This window comes from Vibrio nomapromontoriensis (assembly GCF_050337205.1).
Classification (GTDB): Bacteria; Pseudomonadota; Gammaproteobacteria; order Enterobacterales; family Vibrionaceae; genus Vibrio; species Vibrio nomapromontoriensis.
The window spans coordinates 38,226-56,195 of the sequence record NZ_JAKJSS010000025.1 but is presented as its reverse complement, the minus strand read 5'-3'; the positions used below and the strand labels follow the sequence as shown (position 1 = coordinate 56,195).

Annotated in this window: 7 protein-coding genes; 6 read left to right on the top strand and 1 reads right to left on the bottom strand. The window is 44.7% G+C overall.

Annotated elements, in window-relative coordinates; all coding sequences use genetic code 11:
• The first annotated feature begins 19 nt into the window (after nt 1-19).
• Nucleotides 20-7,609, top strand: a complete 7,590-nt coding sequence (locus L4D05_RS23435) for a tandem-95 repeat protein (RefSeq protein WP_428795423.1) — start codon at nt 20-22, stop codon at nt 7,607-7,609.
• Between the two features lie 143 nt (nt 7,610-7,752).
• On the opposite strand, the gene L4D05_RS23430 is transcribed toward L4D05_RS23435, so the two are convergent.
• Nucleotides 7,753-8,841: a LacI family DNA-binding transcriptional regulator gene (locus L4D05_RS23430; protein WP_428752833.1), complete on the bottom strand. Its 1,089-nt coding sequence runs from the start codon at nt 8,839-8,841 to the stop codon at nt 7,753-7,755.
• Between the two features lie 278 nt (nt 8,842-9,119).
• Between L4D05_RS23430 and L4D05_RS23425 the strand changes: the two genes are divergently transcribed.
• From L4D05_RS23425 to L4D05_RS23405, 5 genes are all read left to right on the top strand, one after another.
• The gene (locus tag L4D05_RS23425; protein ID WP_428752832.1) at nt 9,120-10,289 is read left to right on the top strand and encodes a glycoside hydrolase family protein; all 1,170 of its coding nucleotides are present in this window, start codon (nt 9,120-9,122) and stop codon (nt 10,287-10,289) included.
• A 38-nt stretch (nt 10,290-10,327) separates the two neighbouring features.
• Nucleotides 10,328-11,317: a TRAP transporter substrate-binding protein DctP gene (gene dctP, locus L4D05_RS23420; protein ID WP_428795422.1), complete on the top strand. Its 990-nt coding sequence runs from the start codon at nt 10,328-10,330 to the stop codon at nt 11,315-11,317.
• A 78-nt stretch (nt 11,318-11,395) separates the two neighbouring features.
• Nucleotides 11,396-13,345 carry a TRAP transporter large permease gene (locus tag L4D05_RS23415; protein ID WP_428752829.1) on the top strand — a complete coding sequence of 650 codons (1,950 nt, stop codon included), beginning with the start codon at nt 11,396-11,398 and terminating at the stop codon, nt 13,343-13,345.
• Between the two features lie 24 nt (nt 13,346-13,369).
• The gene (locus tag L4D05_RS23410; protein WP_428795421.1) at nt 13,370-14,086 is read left to right on the top strand and encodes an oligogalacturonate-specific porin KdgM family protein; all 717 of its coding nucleotides are present in this window, start codon (nt 13,370-13,372) and stop codon (nt 14,084-14,086) included.
• Between the two features lie 162 nt (nt 14,087-14,248).
• Nucleotides 14,249-17,875 (top strand): LamG-like jellyroll fold domain-containing protein, encoded by a 3,627-nt coding sequence (locus L4D05_RS23405; protein WP_428795420.1) that lies wholly within the window; start codon nt 14,249-14,251, stop codon nt 17,873-17,875.
• Nucleotides 17,876-17,970 lie beyond the last annotated feature (95 nt).

Here is a 17,970-nt window from a genome sequence, read left to right as displayed (position 1 = left end):
GCCTGCTGATAAAGGCAGCCTGACGTTTAACGCCGATGGCTCGTACAGTTTCGATCCGGGCGACGACTTCCAAGGCTTGAGCAATGGCGATTCTGAAGACGTCACCTTTACTTATATCGCGTTGGATAATGAAGGTTTAGCGAGCGAGCCACAAACCATCACCATCACGGTGACAGGCATCAACGACAAGCCTGTGGCGTTGCCTGCGGATGAAATGACCGACGAAGACACCTCCATCTCTCGCAACGTGCCTGAGGCGTCAGACATTGACGGCACCATCGCCTCWTACGCCCTACAAAGYGACGTGCCTGCTGATAAAGGCAGCCTGACGTTTAACGCCGATGGCTCATACARTTTCGATCCGGGYGAAGAYTTCCAGAGCCTYAGCAATGGCGATTCCGAAGACGTCACCTTTACYTAYATYGCCTTGGATAATGAAGGKTTRGCSAGYGAGCCACAAACCATCACTATTACAGTGACGGGGATTAATGATAAGCCTGTGGCGTTGCCTGCGGATGAAATGACCGACGAAGATACGTCCATTTCACGTAACGTGCCTGAAGCCTCCGACATTGACGGCACCATCGCCTCWTACGCCCTACAAAGYGACGTGCCTGCTGATAAAGGCAGCCTGACGTTTAACGCCGATGGCTCATACARTTTCGATCCGGGCGAMGACTTCCAATCGCTTACTAGCGGCGAATCAGAAGTGGTCGAGTTTACATACTACGCGGTTGATAACGAAGGAAGCCTAAGTGAGCCACAAACGGTATCGATAACCGTTCATGGTTTAAATGACGATCCAGAATCTGAAGATTTCGCGATTACCGTGACTAACGGCGCTGCAACCCCAGTCTATTTCGATACCGGAGAAGGGCCGATAGAAGGGGGAGGATCTGATCATATTTCTGATAACGAAGATGATCGCAGTACGACGGACAGCAAAGCACTGTCTGTTGTGATCACTGAACTTCCGATCGGCGGAACCTTACTCTACAACGATGGGGTTAGCGTACGAGAGATCGTAGAGGCCGATCTTCATGTTGAGGGGGCGGTGGAAGGGACACCGTTTGATCCAAATAATATTTCATATCTTCCTGATGATAGCGCTCAAGGGTTTACTTTGGGGATTAAAGATCCGCAAGGGCTGGCAGAGGAAGAAAGTAGTCAAAGTGACTTCTTGAATTGGGGTGAGCCAGGCAATACTCCGGCAGAGCGAGTGCTGACGGTAGGTGATGACACTATTACGATTACCAGTTCAGGGGGCGATTTAACTCAATACCGTGGTGATCCTGGTGCGAATCATGTTGGCTTCGGTTTGGGTGTTGGTGGTGGCAAAGGCATTAATCAAGGTGAAACCATTACCATTGATTTCTCAGATCGACCGGCAACATCCATTAGTCTTGGTCTTGATGGATTAGGTGGCTTTTTTAATGAAAACTTAAACAATAGCAATGAGTCCTCCGTTCTTATTTCGGTTACCTTGAGTGATGGTTCCACTGTTGAGCTTGACCCATATCAGAAAAACACATCAGGTAATGGGGATTTGGACTTTGATTTGAGTATTTCTATTGCGGATATCCCCGGAGCAGAAGGCTTATTGATTGAAGCTGTTACTGTTGGCACTGAAGGTAATGGTAATTGGGAGTTGCGATATTTAGAAACTAGTTTAGACGATTCGTTTGATTATAGAGCGCTGGATTCTGATGGTGCATACAGTGAAGAATCGACAGTGACCATTGACGATCAAAGAAGTAACCAGAATCCTGATGCGGTGGATGATCCTGAGAGTTATATCCTAATCCAAGGGGATATGGGCAGTGGTGATCAAGGCTGGAGTGGCGTTGAAAGCATCGTTGCTAAGTATGATGGTGAAACGGTCAGCTACAGCATTGATGGTTCTGATCGAATCGGTATTCCTGATGGAACGACGAACGCGGGTCCGGAATCTCAAATCCAACATAACCGAGATGAAGAAGCGTCCGAGCAGCTGATTATTACGCTTAAAGAGCCTGCTGTCGACGGGGCTTTCTCGGTGACCAACCTTTTTGCTAATGAAGGTGGGGTTGGCAGCCATGAACAAGGCAAATGGTCGGCATACCTAGGAGGTACATTGGTTGCCAGTGATCATTTTTATAATGACTCTGGTCATAAAGGCAGCTTCGATATTGAAACTAATGGTTCGGCGTTTGACACTCTCGTGTTCGAATCGGTTGATTTTACTGGCGGGCCTGCTCGCGGAACGGACTCCTCAGATTACTTTTTGCAAGGCATTCAAATTGTCGGGGCCGGCGCTTATGTGTTTGACCATGACGAACCTGTCGTCATCCCACTTTCTGAAATCTTGTCCAATGACAGCGATGTGGACGGCGATAGTGTGCGTATTACTTACGTCTTTGGTGAGACCGAAGGGGATGCTCGGATTGAAGGTGATAACGTTATCTTTGATCTACCAGAAGATTTCTCTGGACGGACTGAGTTCCAATATCAAATCACGGATGATAAGGGTGGTTTTGATACTGCGACCGTTAATGTGTTAGTGAATCCAGCACCGATTGGTGTTGGAAGTGTTGAACTTAATCTTGATGCGGATAGTGTTATAGAAGGCGAAAATCTATCCTACTTAGTCACTTTAGATGGCACGACCAACGTTAAAACGTTCTTTGATATTGAATTTGGTACCAGTGGTGATACCGCCTCAATCAACGATGTTGATCCTTCCAGTATGACGTTTAGCAACGGGGTGAGTTACAACGCAGTCTCAGGAGAGCTTGAAGTTCCTGAGGGTGTGGATGAATTTACCGTTTCATTACCCACGGTTAATGATGATCGCTACGAAGGCGATGAAAGCTTTACCTTGCTCATTGATGGTCAGTCAGCGGCTGGCAGTGTCCTTGATAATGACCCTATTTCATTGTCTTTATCTGGTGGTGGTGAGGTCAGCGAAGATGCGGGTAGTATCGGCTTTGAACTGGAATTAAGCCACGCCTCAGATGTGCCGTTAACCATAGCGCTTTCGCGTTTAGATACGGATACCAATAGCGATGACTTCGGCACTACGACAGCGACTTATAACAACGGCAATGCTGATGTACCGCTTGTCATTGTGAACGGTGAGATTGAAATCCCAGTAGGGGTGACAAGTATCGATATAAACGTTGGTATTTTGGATGATGAACACTATGAGCAGGATGAAGACTTTACACTGAAAATCACCGAGCCAGCAGGGCTGACGACCAATGGGGTCGTTGGCGTTACTGCTGATGCCACGATTTCTGACGATGGCGAAATTGGCGGTGTGCCGAGTGGAGATAACGATAACAATGCACCAACGTTAGATTTAGACAGCAGTGAAGGTGGCTCGGGGTATACCGCAACCTTTACCGAAGGAGATACCCCCATTATGGTCGTTGATAGCGATATTGTTATCACTGACGATATTGATGTTATCAGCAAAGCCGAAATCAGACTCACAAACCCGCAGCCCAATGATTCGTTATCGTTAAATGGTGTGTTACCAACCGGGCTTAGCATAACGACTAGCACAGTAGGTGGGGCGTTATTACTGACTATTAGTGGTGAGGCGAACGCGGATGTTTATGAAGCGGCGCTCAAACAACTTGAATTTGAAAATGATAGTGAAGACCCAAATACGGAGCCTCGTGAGATTGAAGTGACCGTGTTTGATGATCAAGATTTAGCTTCTAACGTCGCGATTTCAACGATTGATGTTATCTCGGTAAACTCGCCTCCTGAGTCTGAAGACTTTAGCTTTACCATTTCAGGTAATGATCCGGTAGGTGTGAGTTTTGATACGGGTGTGGGCTCAATTGAAGGGGCGGGCAGCGATCATATTTCAGATATTGAGGACGATATTAATGGTGAGCAGGTAAACGTCAAAATTACCGAACTTCCTATCGGTGGGTCGCTTTATTACGACGGCGTGGAGATCACTCAAACTCAAGTGGATAACGGTGATAATTTCGACCCAACGAAAATTACTTACCAAGCGAATGAAGATGCTCAAGGGTTTATTCTAGGGACTAGAGTTATCCCGACAGACAGTGATCTTGAGAGTACTCAAGAGACATTTTATAACTGGGGTGATGAGGTCGATAACAAAAATAGATCTCTTGAGTTAGAAAATGGTGATGCGGTGACTATTAGTAGTAATCGCGGCAACCTCACGCAATACCGGGGTGACGTGCAAGATAACCATGTGGGTCATGGGATAGGTATCGGTGGTGGCCAGGGCATCAATCAGGGGGAGTTGCTTTCTATCGGCTTTGCAGACCGACCTGCAACACATATCAATTTAGGGTTAGATGGTATGGGCGGCTATTTCTATAGCGGGCTTGGCGATAGTAATGAATCAGCCGTGACGATCCAAGTGATGCTCAGCGACGGCTCTACTGTGGACTATATCCCCGATGTACAAAAAGATACATCAGGTAATGAAGAGTTATTTCACGAATTGAGCTTTTCAGTGGATGATCTGAACATTGAAGAAGGGTTGTTGATCACCGGAGTTAGTGTGGGTACTGACGGCCCAGGTAACTGGGAGCTAAGATACCTAGAGACGGCATTGAATGATCGTTTCACTTATCAAGCGGTCGATTCTGATGGTGGCGAAAGTGAAGAATCGGTGGTGACGATTGCTGACGAGCGTGCTAATAACGCAGCGCCAACCTTAGATCTTGATGCCAGCGAAGCGGGAACGGGTTTTTCCTCTTTGTTTACGGAGGGGGACAGTGCCATCGGTGTGGTCGATAATGATGTCGACGTTTTTGACGAAAATAACATCATTTCTTTGGCTGAAGTGATTCTAACTAATCCTCACTCAGGGGATAGTTTTAGTGTGGTTGCGTCTAGCAACCCACTGTTGAGCGGTATTGCTTACTCCAGTGAAACGTTGGGCTCTGGCGCGATTAAAATCTCCCTGTATGGCAATGCGAGCGCTGATGATTATGAAGCCGCACTTAAACTCATACAGTTTGCTAATGACAGTCAAATACCAGACCTTACCAATCGGGTGATAGAAATTACGACGTTTGATGAGCAAAGCCTGCCGTCTAATACCGCTATTTCAACGATTGAAATGGTCAGTGTATTAGATGTGGTTGCCGCGCCTGCGATCGGTAATGAAGACAGTAAAATCGCCCTAGCGATAAGCTTACCAACAGGCAGCGATGCGACGAAAGTCGAGATTAGTGGTATTCCTGACGGGGCGAAGATTTATGATGGCATTAATGAACTAACGGTCGTTGATAATGCTGTTATGTTGAATGAGCTTCAGTTGGCACAATTGTTTATTCAGCCAGGTTTGCATAGTGACGTTGATTTTTCTTTGCAGGTTGACGCACTTGATTCCGCCGATTTGTTGGTTGAACAGACGACCGTCGAGGTGACGGTTAAGCCAGTAACGGATTTACCAGTATTGAGTGTTTCTGGTGAAGTCATCTTAGCTTCCATTGATTTTGAGAATGTTAGCTTAGGTGGCAGCTCTTGGCGTGGAAACGTTTCTGATACTGAACTTAATGCGAATGGGTCAATCGGTATTTGGGGAACTGAAAACTCAAGTTCTGTAAGTGAGGTTGGACGAGAAGGGGTTTATTTAGGCAACCAGTCACAAGACAAAGACAACCACATTTTTGAAATTGAAGGGCGACGTAATACTGACGACTCGTTATTTACTGATTTTGAAGGTAAAGCTGGCGCATTTTATCATTTAACTTTCGATATCGCGGCAAGACAAGTCAATGGCTCACCAGTGAAAGTCTTCTTGGTCGATGATCAAGACGTTCGCAGTGAATTGTATGAATTCGACGATAGCGTTGATAGAGCGTGGAACTCGGAAAGCATTGTCTTTCAGACTCCAGAAAGTGGCAATTATCGCCTATTGTTTGAATCTGAGCAGGTCGATAGTTACGGGGCGTTGTTAGACAATATTTCCCTGAGTACTCGAAATAACTATGGGTATGAAGATAGCTATATTGATATCAGCGACATCGCGGCTTCTTTAATTGATGTGGATGGTTCAGAGTCATTAAGTTTGGTATTAAAAGGGTTACCAGAAGGTTCTATTGTGACCAATGGCATTCAAACACTCGAGGTAGGAGTGTCACTTGAAGCCGATGTCTTCCAATGGCAAAACTTGGAGGCTCTACAGGTTTTAGTTGATGATGTTGGTGTGTATCCTATTACTATTGAAGCAACGTCCTCAGAGAATGACAGCACTCATCCCACAACGGATCAAACGGTGTCGGAGGTCATTAATTTGACTGTCGTGCCGAACCCGAATGTGGTTCCTAATACTGAACCATCAGTGACAGACTTCGAGTTTTTTGCTGAAGACGACACGATTCCACTTAACTTTTCAGAATGGGTAACAGATCTTGAAGATGATGCCAGCGACGTTAAGCAAACCTTCGTGAAGATTGAAGGTGAACCCGAATTTGGGCAGCTGTATTTCTTGAGTGGTTCGGGAGACCGCTTCGACCTAGATAGTGGTGACTTGGTAGAAGATAGCGTCGATGTGTATTACGACATAGATGTGGGTTTTGATGCGACTACGGCAGAGTATGAGTCAGACTTGACCGCGCTTCTTGAGCAAGGACTAGCCATTAGTGGTGGCACTTATGGTGGTTCACAACCTCATGTGAATAGTGAACTTGAAAGTATCGCATTTGATGGTGCTGGCGCTGCTAAGCAACGAGGTTACTATACCAAGCGAGCTGATGAAAATGGCCAAGGGAAAGAGACGGAAGCTCAGGAAAAAGAGTACATGTCTATTAAGTTTACCGCAGGCTTAATGACTCGAGCCTTGGTGGGTGTTGGTAGTCTTACGGGACAATTCAGTGCTAGTGCAAATGGAGGAGGGCAGTCGAATATATTTGTCTACCTCTACGCTGGAGGCGATCTAGTCAGCAACACTCCCGTTCAGATGAACAATGATACGATAGTTGATCATCAAGCAACGATTTCCGTGTCCTCGGAGCAAGGCTTTGATGAAATGCGCATTGTCGCCGTTGACGATAACGATAAAAAAGCGGGATTTGTATTGCAGTCTGTTGAAGTGGTGGATGCCGAAGTCGCGGATCAATTTGAATACAGTGCGGTTGATTCCGACGGCTTAGCAAGTCTTGAAACGGCTACGGTTGATGTCAACATTGTTCCAAACGGCAATGTCCTTGATGCAGAGAGTGTTGATTATGCTGTGCAAGGCGGTAATGGTGTGACTGTGATAACGGGTACTGATGGTGATGATCTGATTATCGGAGGTCAGGGATCTGATGTATTAACGGGTGGTCTAGGTGACGATACTTTCAAATGGACAGAGTCAGATTTGGACGGCAGTCACGACGTGATCACAGACTTCTCTCAAGAAGCTGGAAACCGAGATGTGATTGACTTTATTGACTTGTTTGATGATGATGATACGCTGCAAAGCTTGCTTGATAATAACACCATCGCCGTGACGGAAGAGGATGGTAATACCTTCATTAATATTGATAAAGGTAATGGGAAAACGGTTACTATCGAGCTTGAGGGTGTGACGGGGGTAGATAACAGTATTTTGAGTAATATCGTTATTATCCATGATAGTTAGAGCCCGTCGTGAGTGAAGGCAAGAATATCTTTGCTTTAGTCATATTCGAATAAGTACCATTTGCATAAGTAGCATTCGCATAAGTAATACCCGAATAAGTACTATCGTTTACAAGCCGCAGAATTCTGCGGCTTTTTGCGTTGTTAACTAGGTGAAGTTGATGTGCAAAATGAGTTTTTATATTGACGACAGCTTTGTCGTGATACAAGAGAAACGGACACGCAACTTCGAGTCACGGTATCCCCTCCGTCATTGATGGCTTGAATTAGTGTATGTATTGCGACTTTGGCAATACGTTTGTGGTCGGTACGAATAGTCGTTAGTGGTGGCGTTGAAAATTCGGCAAGGTCAATGTCATCAAAGCCCAAAACGGAAATATCATCAGGTACACGAATACCTTGCGTTCTAAACGCTTCAATTAGCGTCATTGCGATCATGTCACAAATACAAAAGACAGCAGTACAGTTAGCAAAAACGCCGTTGCTGATCATTTCTGGTATCCACTTATGGGCGCCAAAGTCGGTTCCCAGTTGGGTGATTTCATCATCGTTAATGGTTTGAGCGACAATATGCTGCGCCAGGTCGATGATATGCTCGTCAGGTTGCGTTATGCCGTTCTCAAGTAAGGCTCTTTTAAACCCATCGGCACGTTGGTAGACGGTGGGTTTGATATTGGCGGTGATGCATTTAATATTTTTATGGCCGAGGGAAAACAGATAGTCTGCGGCGAGTTGCCCACCTAGGTAGTAGTCAGGTGAGACACTTGAAAATTGCATCATTGGGTCATAGCCGTTGATAAGCAATACAGGCAGGTGTGTGGCGCGTAACATGGTGAGTAACTCAGAATCGTCCATACCGAGTACGATGATAGCTTGGGCTCGAGTCAGTAATTGAGCTGAGTTGTCATGTGAAATCTGTGCACGAAGTTGCAGCTCGATAGCGATATCAAGATCATTAGCTTGTTGCTTTAAGTCTTTTAGTATGGATCCGAAAAAACTATGTGGGGAGTTGAGGTCATGTTCACCCAATACAAGGATTTTTCGGATAGGCATTGGAATCTTTAGCTTTGGCTGAGTCCGTTTGTAGCCATGCTCTTGTAGCGCGGCACGGACCTTTCGAACGACGTCGTCACTCACCAATTCACTTTGATTCATCACTCTAGAGACGGTGGCTTTTGATACTCCACAGAGTTCTGCGATATCGGTGAGAGTGGTCTTTTTCTTTCTATTCATGTTGTCTCCTTCACCGGTTAATGATGAAACGTTTCATTATAGGCGGTGGACCATTGCGGCACTAAATCGTGGTTTTTGTACCAACTTCCGACGCTATAACGTCACTATATCGTTAAGTCCCTTATTATATTCCGTTCGTTTACTAATAATGTGATCGCACCTTCAATGAAACGTTTCATAGGTTTTTGTTGTTTCAAAGGGTCATATAGTCACGGTTTATCAATAGAAAAGTTAATAATCTAGTTGGCAATGAATGGTTAATTAGGATGCAGTAGAACATGACCCTCCACTTTGAACAGACAGGTATCAATATACTGTCGAGCATTGAAAGAAACGCACCGCGTATTGGTTTAAGAAACCCTATGGTTGGCGCAGGACCCAATGACTATCAATGGCGATACCCAAAAGATATTTTTTGGACAGACTCATTTTGGACGGGCCAACTCTGGCTCGCGTATATGGTATCAGGAGAGAGTAAATACAAAAATATGGCAAGAATGCGATATGAACATTTGGATCGTATTCTCGCGACACCAATACAAATGAATCACGATCTCGGTTTTCAGTTTAGTTTGAGTGCGGTTGCGGATTATAAATTGACCGGCAATAAAGAAGCCCGAGCATTAGCGCTTCGCGCCGCTGAGGCGCTAAGAAATCGTTTTAACTGGAATGGTAATTACCTTGTTGCTTGGACGGCTGGATCCGAAGGTAAGGAGCATGCGGAGCAGATTCAAGGCAAAATTATTATTGATTGCATGGAGAACCTACCGCTACTGATGTGGGCATACTCTGAAACCAATATCGAGTCCTTTAAAACGGTGGCAATTGCCCAAGCTGAAACCACGATAAAGCACATTATCAGAGATGATTGGAGCACATATCATACGTTCGATTTTGACACGACCACCAACGAGCCAATTCGCGGCTGTAACTACCAAGGGTATGCAGATGAGTCTTGCTGGGCAAGGGGACAGGCATGGGCTATCCACGGCTTTGCTCAACTAGCGCTTATGTCGGGAGAGAAGCGTTTTGCTGATGTCAGTGCTGGGTTACTAAAGTTCGTTATGCAGCATATTAGCGACGATCTAGTGCCGATATGGGATTACCGCCTGCCTAGTCATGAAGTGCCTTATAAAGACAGTTCAGCTGGCGCAGTCACCGCTTCTGGTGCGTTATTACTTGCTCAGGTTATGGATACGTTTGGGGAGCCGGAGGCGTCGAGTCAGTACCGTGAATTTGGTATTCAGATGCTTGACGCTTTACGTAATCATTGCGATATCACAGCAGAGCCTCAGGCACAGGGTTTGCTTAACCAAGCCGCGTCATTTGTTCATGTTGCTCATGACTTAGATTTGGATTACCTAGCGAATTCGATGTTGCCCTACGGCGATTATTACTACTACGAAGCTGTGCTTCGCTCCATGGGACATAGCAAATTTTTCTGGTGATCATGGCATCACTTTACATCCAATAGGGAATATTAATTATGAAACTTAAGAGTATTGCTGCTGTTTTATTGTCGACTTTACTGGCTGTGTCGTCACAGGGGGTGGCAGCGAAAACCTATAAATTGGCATCTAACGTACCTGCTGACAGTGCCACTGGTAAGCTGCTACAAGAATTTGCACAAAATGTTACGGATCAAACGGAGAAAAGAGTTCGAATTCGAGTTTTTGCCAACGGAACCTTGGGCGGCCAAGCGCAGTATTTACAACAAATACAGAGCGGTGTGGTGGACATGGGGCTGGTGAACAGTGCGATGATGGAAAATATTGAGCCCAAATTTGGTGTTCTGAACTTGCCATTTATCTTCCGTGATTTCGAAGAATTTAAAACGGTGATGAATAGCGACTTGGTTCAAGATAAGCTCTTTAAAACGACGCAAACGAAAGGTTTTGAAGTGGTTGGTTTTATGGATACCGGGCCGCGTAGTATCTATTCAACAAAACCCGTGAATAGCATAGAGGATCTAAAAGGGCTCAAATTAAGAAGTATGTCTAGCCCAACTTATATCGAAATGTTGACCCTAATGGGGGCATCGCCAACGCCACTTGATTTTACCGAGATATATTCAGCCATGCAGCAAGGCATGATTGATGGCGGTGAAGGAGGCTTAGGAACGTTATGGGATATTAAGTTCGGTGAATACGCGAAATATGGCATTTTGACTGAACAAACACGCATGGTTGACCTGATTATTATCAATGAACGCTCGTTTAGCAAAATGTCTCCTGAAGATGTGGCAACAGTGAAACGTCTGATGAGCGAGACAAGTGAGCGCTCACTAGAGGTGATTGTTGCTGATGCCGAGGCGTCGATGGCGCTCGCTGAGAAAAACCTGGGTGTTAAGTTTGTTGAAATTGATAAACAACCGCTGATTGATTCGATGAAGCCGATTTATGAAAGAACCTTTGCTGACCCTGATAAAGGCCCGTTCCTAAAAGAAATGTTTGAGCTCCAAGAGCGCTCATTGTAAGGAAAGTAGGAGACAAAGGCTCCCCCTAGCCTTTGTCTTTTTCTAATCGACTCTACATGGGGAGTAGGAGCGAGAACCATGAGAGAGAAACTCATCACCCTCAACAACAATAATGACAACGGCTCGATAGGTCAGCGTATTGAGGCTGCGATCTATCAAGTGTGTGATTGGAATGAACGAATTCTATCTAAGGTTGTAACCTTGATATTAGCGATGATGAGTGTACTCATTATCTATCAGGTATTTACACGTTATGTATTAAGTGACCCAAGTGGTCTATCTCAAGAGCTGCTTATCTATTTAATGATTTGGCTGAGCTTTCTTGGGTCTTCTGTGTGCTTTGCTAAAGGGGCGCATTTAAGCTTGCCCATCGTTTTTGATGCTCTCTCGGAAAGGAATCAAAAATGGCTGATCATCTTCAGCGCATTACTGACGGTGGCCCTTGCAGGAATCATAGCTTATGGCGGCTTATATGCCATGGAGAAAAATGCGTCGTTTACGTCACCAATGTTGCGTCTCTCGATGTCGACGCTACAAAGTATTCTGGTGTTGTCAGGCGTGTTTTTTGTGTCAATGCAACTGAAAAGAGTCATTGAACTCGTTGGGTTAGGTCGTGAAACGCTGATCATGGCGGCATCGATCGTTGCCATGGGTATTTTGGGATTTTTACTGTGGCATGGTTTCCAGCAAACGGGTACCTATGAGTATCTAGTCGATGAACATCTGGAATTGACGTCAACCTTATTATTATTTGGTGCATTTTTCTTTTTGTTGGCGATGAATGTGCCGATTTCTGTGGGATTGGCGTTTGCTGGGCTTTGGGTGCTATCTCTGCAAATTGATAGTCATAGCCTAATGGTCACCGCGAGTGAAAAGTTGTTTGGAGGCTTAGAGAGCTTTGGATTTCTAGCATTACCTTTCTTCATTCTTGCTGGCAACATCATGAACCAAGGTGGTATTGCCCGTCGACTTATCGATCTCGCAATGCTGTTAGGGCGCAGGATTCCCGGTAATTTGTGGCAGGCCAATGTCTTGTCCAATATGCTGTTTGGCTGCTTGTCCAGCTCTGGTATCGCAGCGTCAACGGCGATAGGTGGAATTATTTCGCCAATGGCAAGAGAGAAAGGCTATGACATGTCTATCTCGACGGCGATTAATGCCGCGTCGGCACCGACAGGAATGATGATTCCTCCAACGGGCATTTTTATCATTTACTCAATGATTACCGGTGGCAGTGCTTCTATTGCGGCGATGTTTCTAGCGGGTTATTTACCCGGGATTATGATGGGACTGTCGGTGATGATCGTCGCGTATTTATATGCGAAAAAGCTCAAATACCCAGTTGATAACACGCACTATCATTGGAAACAGATTGCGCTAACGGTTTGGAAAACATTGCCGAGTCTAACCATGATATTTGTCATCATTGGTGGCATTTTGTCTGGCGTATTTACGGCAATAGAAGCGGGTGGTATTGCTGTACTTTACAGCCTTGTTTTGTCATTTTGCTATGGAACCATTAGTGTAAAAGCGCTACCCAAGGTACTTTTTGACTCGGCTTTAACGTCTTCCGTGATTTTGTTTTTAATTGCTTGTTCTGGCCTAATGAGTTGGAGCATGACGTTCGCGAGTATTCCCGATGCCATCGGTGAAATATTGATCGGAGTGACAGAAAATAAAATATTACTATTGCTATTGATGAATTTGACCCTATTGGTTGTCGGAATATTTATGGATATGGCACCGGCATTATTAATTTTTACGCCGATTTTTTATCCAGTTGCGATGACTCTCGGAATTGATCCAGTACAGTTCGGTGTAGTGATTGTATATAATTTATGTATGGGATTAATCACACCTCCTGTTGGGACTGTATTATTTGTTTCTTGTAGCGTTACGGGGGAGAAAATAACAAGCATTGTTAAACCACTATTGCCTATATTTGCGTTGCAATTTATTGGATTGATGCTTATTACCTATTTCCCATTCTTTACCATGTATTTACCGACACTATTTGGTGTTAATTAAAATCATAAACATAGGAAGTTATTAATGAATAGAAGTATTCCTTTTGTACTGTTAGCCACACTTGTTTCTGGACAAGCCGTATCGTCTTCTAGTTACTTTAATGGCAATGTGCAGTTACATGACTCATACCTTCATGGTTCAAAGTCGACATCAACTGTGGAAGTTGGGCACAACTTTGACTCAGGAACGCGGCTGTTAATGGAAATAGATGGTATTCCATTAGGAGAAATGAAAAACGGTATTGCTCCGTCTCCTGTTGTGACATTAGGGGTTGAGCAAAACCTAAACTTAGACAGTAAATTCTGGGCATCGGTGGGTTATCACAATCTCGTTCAAGCGGGAGAAACCATTCAATATAGACCTTTGATTAAGTTAGGTTATAACTTCGATAGCGGTATTTCTCTTTATCACCGTAGTCGAGCTCATATGTATGCGGATAGAGATGATCAAATACAGAGCTCAGATACGGATTATCGCTTTGATAACCAAATAGCCTATCAATTTAAAGACCACGACATTTCTATTTGGTATAAGAATATTTATGTTTTAAAGGGCAATGAAGATTTTTATGGTAATGAGAAAGTTAACACCATGGATCATGAAGTTCGATTAACCTGGACAAGAAGTGGTGTTCAACCATTTGTCGAATGGCGAAACCAAGCTAATGGCTTGAAAAATGCGGATGGAAGTAGCGCAGTTAATAATGCCCTAGTTGTTGGGTTTGGTTATGTATGGAAGTAAATAAACATTGCTAACGGGTTAGCAATATAACTAAGCTCCACTCTTATTTAAAACGACTATTATTTTTTATGCACATCTGGCTGATAATTCAGTTCGTATTGCTACATTTGAAATTAAGGGCGATTTAGTGAGGGTTGGAGCTTTAATTTTATGGAGGATGACATGAAGTATTGGTATAAAAAACGAGGCCGGGTTTTATTATGGCTCTTCTTTCCGTTGTATGCAGGAGCGGCATCGGTTTCAAATACAACCATTGCTCATTGGGAGATGGAATTGCCGCATGACTCGATAGTGAAAGATACGATTAGTACCTTCTATCGCGCTGAAAATTTGACTGCTTCCTTTCTTACCTATGGCAGTCCTCCTATTTGGTCTGAAGATGTACCGGAAAACTTGTCAGGGTATTCACTTGAATTTAATGGGTTGAGTGCCGGACTCACGATCCCTGCCAACAAGAAAATGGGTACGGCAGATTTTAGTGTGGTTTCATGGGTGCGACCTATGTCAGTGTCTGCAGGCTATCAAGCGGTATATTCGTCGCGAGGTGCAGCCCAAGGCAGTGTGATTTACATTTCTCCTCAAGGACATTGGGAGTTTTGGCTGCAAAGTCCTGAAGGGTGGTCCAAAGTGGTTGGGCCCAAAGTGGTCTTGGGGGAATGGGCGCATATTACCACGACGTTTCTTAGTGAATCTGAAGGGGATAATAACGTTCAAACCGGTATTGCATCACTTTACCTCAATGGCGTAGAGGTGGCGGAGAACCCGAGCGCTAATTATCAACCTGATACGCTTGCCAAAATTGGTGTTGGGTATAGAGGGAGCAGCAATCAGTACTTTTATCACGGTAATATCGCGCAAGTAGAGGTGTATAAAACGGCGTTATATGCCTCGGAAGTTGAGGCGCACTTCAACAGTAATACTCGCCCAGATAGCTTGTTGGCTATGTGGCAGATGAATGAGGGGACAGGCACCAAAGTTACCGAGCCCCTCTCGCAAGATCCCAACCCGGAAGATGTTCTGCAGTTTAATCATCCTGGATTGCGAATTGGTGCCCCTCATTGGTCTGAAGATACGGCCACAGGCTCTGGTTACGCTTTGGCGTTTGATGGACTAAACGATGGAGTGATGATCGAACAAAACCCCGAGCTCAATTTACAACACTTTAGCTTGTCGTTATGGGTGAAACCTGAAGGGTCGAGTACGGTGTATCAAACACCTTTTGCTTCGCGTGGGGAGAGTGGCGGTTATCAAATCTATTTAACGCCAGATAAGATGTGGCAGTTTTGGCTCAACAGTGGCGGTTCATGGTCACGAGTGGGGAGCGCTAAAGCAACATTGGGCCAGTGGCAGCACCTAGTGGCAACGTTTGAAGCGGATGACGAAATATCCCGTAGTGAGAACGAACAGAGCGCGATCGTAAGAGGTACCGCTGCGCTTTATCTAGATGGCAAGTTGCTTGAACGGTTGAATGACGTCGACTATCAGCAAAATCTTGATGCGAAAATGGGGATTGGTTACCGAGGCAGTGATAACCAGTATTTCTTTGAAGGTAAGATTGATGATGTTGAAGTGATTTCAGGTGCTTTAAGTGAAGCTGAGGTTAGAGCTAAGGCTATGATGCCTATCGCTAAATGGCACTTTTCTGAACGCGTGGGCGAGTGGGTATATGACGCTGAACACAACCATAATGGTCAGTTAAGAAATGACCCCAAACGGGTAACGGTTCGCCGTAGTGATGTTAAGTCCCTTGGCATTAAATTTAAGGGTTCGGAAGGAATAGATATTCCTATTTCACCTGCATTTTCTGCCCCTCATTTTACGATTTCTAGCTGGGTTAAAGTCAAGAAGCTTAATGGCAATAGACAGGTGGTGTGGAGCTCTACAGACGATAAACGTACTCACGAATTGTCGATTGATGAGCAGGGAAAATGGCACTTTTTAATCGGGGATGGTCAGGTATTGTCGACATTAGACGGTCCAGAAGTGACGCCTAATACTTGGACTTTTGTGACATTGACCTTCCGCGGCGAACTGGATGACGTTGATTCTGAAGTCTTGGTTGGGGAAGCAAAACTGTATTTAGATGGTCAGCTTCAAGCAACGACGAATAATATGCGTTATAGACCGAATCAATCAAGAGACTTGAGTATTGGATTTAAACGAGACAATACACAGCACTTTAGAGGCGTCATTGATGAAGTGTCCTTCTACGGCCAGTCTCTGAATGATGAGCAAATTTCGTCGCTATTTCGTGGTACTGACGACATTCTCGATCAATCTTCATGGGATAAGGGACAAGCTGAATGGGACAGTGAGCGTTGGCCTGGTGCAATACGACCAGAATCTCAGCCGTTAATTTACCCCGCACTGTATCAACGAGAGCGTGAGCTATTCGGTTATGATCCAAGATACTACCCTAATATTGTGACTTTTGATGGGCGAGGACGGCAGGTTATTGTTGCTGGTGCTTACGAGAAGAAGGATGACAACAGTACGATTTATCCATCTTATGGTTTTCCATCGGAGCAATTTATTCAGTTGAAATCAGCAAAGGGCTGGAAGTCATACTCAGTGAATGACGCTTTGCGTAGTGCATTCAATAAACCGTCATGGGATGGCAGTGTTTGGTCTGGGGCTAAGCTTATTCATGAACGCGTTGAGTTCGATAATGATGGTGATGCTTACTTACTTGCCTGTGTTAATGAGCCGATAAATGATCAAAACCATTGGGTGTTGTTGTATTCCAAGTCAGGTGAGGCGCAGTTTAAGCAGTGGCAAGGCTACACATTACCATCGCGCGCAAAAACGTGCAGTTATCAAAATGGTCACTATAACTTTCAAGCGGTGACTCCGAATACCAATCGTGATGTGCCTCCTGTGTTGATTTACGATCAAGCTAATATTGTGCCAATCGAAAAAACAGGCGATGGGCTACTCATCGACACGCCAGTTTCATTGATTTTGGAAAGTAGTGGTATCACGGAATTTATTGCCGGTTATTCACACTCTGGAGGGATGAACAGTAGTGCCACGATTGGCGATTACACTCACTTTGTTTTTGCTCGCCTAGACAGTAATTTAGGGAATAATATTACGGATACCGATATCTATTATGCTAGCTATAATCACATAAGCGGTGAGGTGACGCTACCTCAATACCTAACCTCAACGGGCAGTTGTTGTCTATCGCCGGATAACCATAATATCCCCTTTATTTTGGTCGATAGTGGTGGTGCTCTGCATGTGATGGCTGGCAGTCATCAGGCGCCATTTGTGTATCTTTCTGCTCAAACAGGAAGCAGTGGTGAGCTTGCTGGGAAGTGGAGCCATCCTGTGGAGGTGGTTTCTAAAAATGCATTGGGTCAGCCGTTTAATACCTATCCAGGTTTGGTGATTGATAGCCAAGATACGATTCATATGGTGTTTCGTAAAGTCGATGAACATGACCGATATAGCTTACATTATATGCGAAAGCATAAAGATGGGGCGTGGCAGGATGTGGGTAGCATAGTGGTGCCTGCTCTAGGTCGATATAGTGTCTTTTACCATAAGCTCTCTGTAGCCCCTAATGATGATCTTTATCTCAATTACTTTTTCTATCATCACTTCTTAAGTGACGACAATGCGAAAGAATATCGAGAACGTTGGCCACTGGAGCTGATTGAAACCGGAGGCACGGCAGAGGTCAATTTGTACTCTGGAATCAAAGCGCATAATGGTGTGATATTAAAAAGCCGTAACGGAGGAAAGTCATGGAAACTCTTCGGGTCGAGTGAAGCGCGACAGTAGAGCGTAAGCTGTGAACTAAAAAAAGGTCGACCGTGAGGTCGACCTTTTAATGTTAGCTTATGCTTTTTGTTTTAGTTTATGATTTTTGCTTTAGC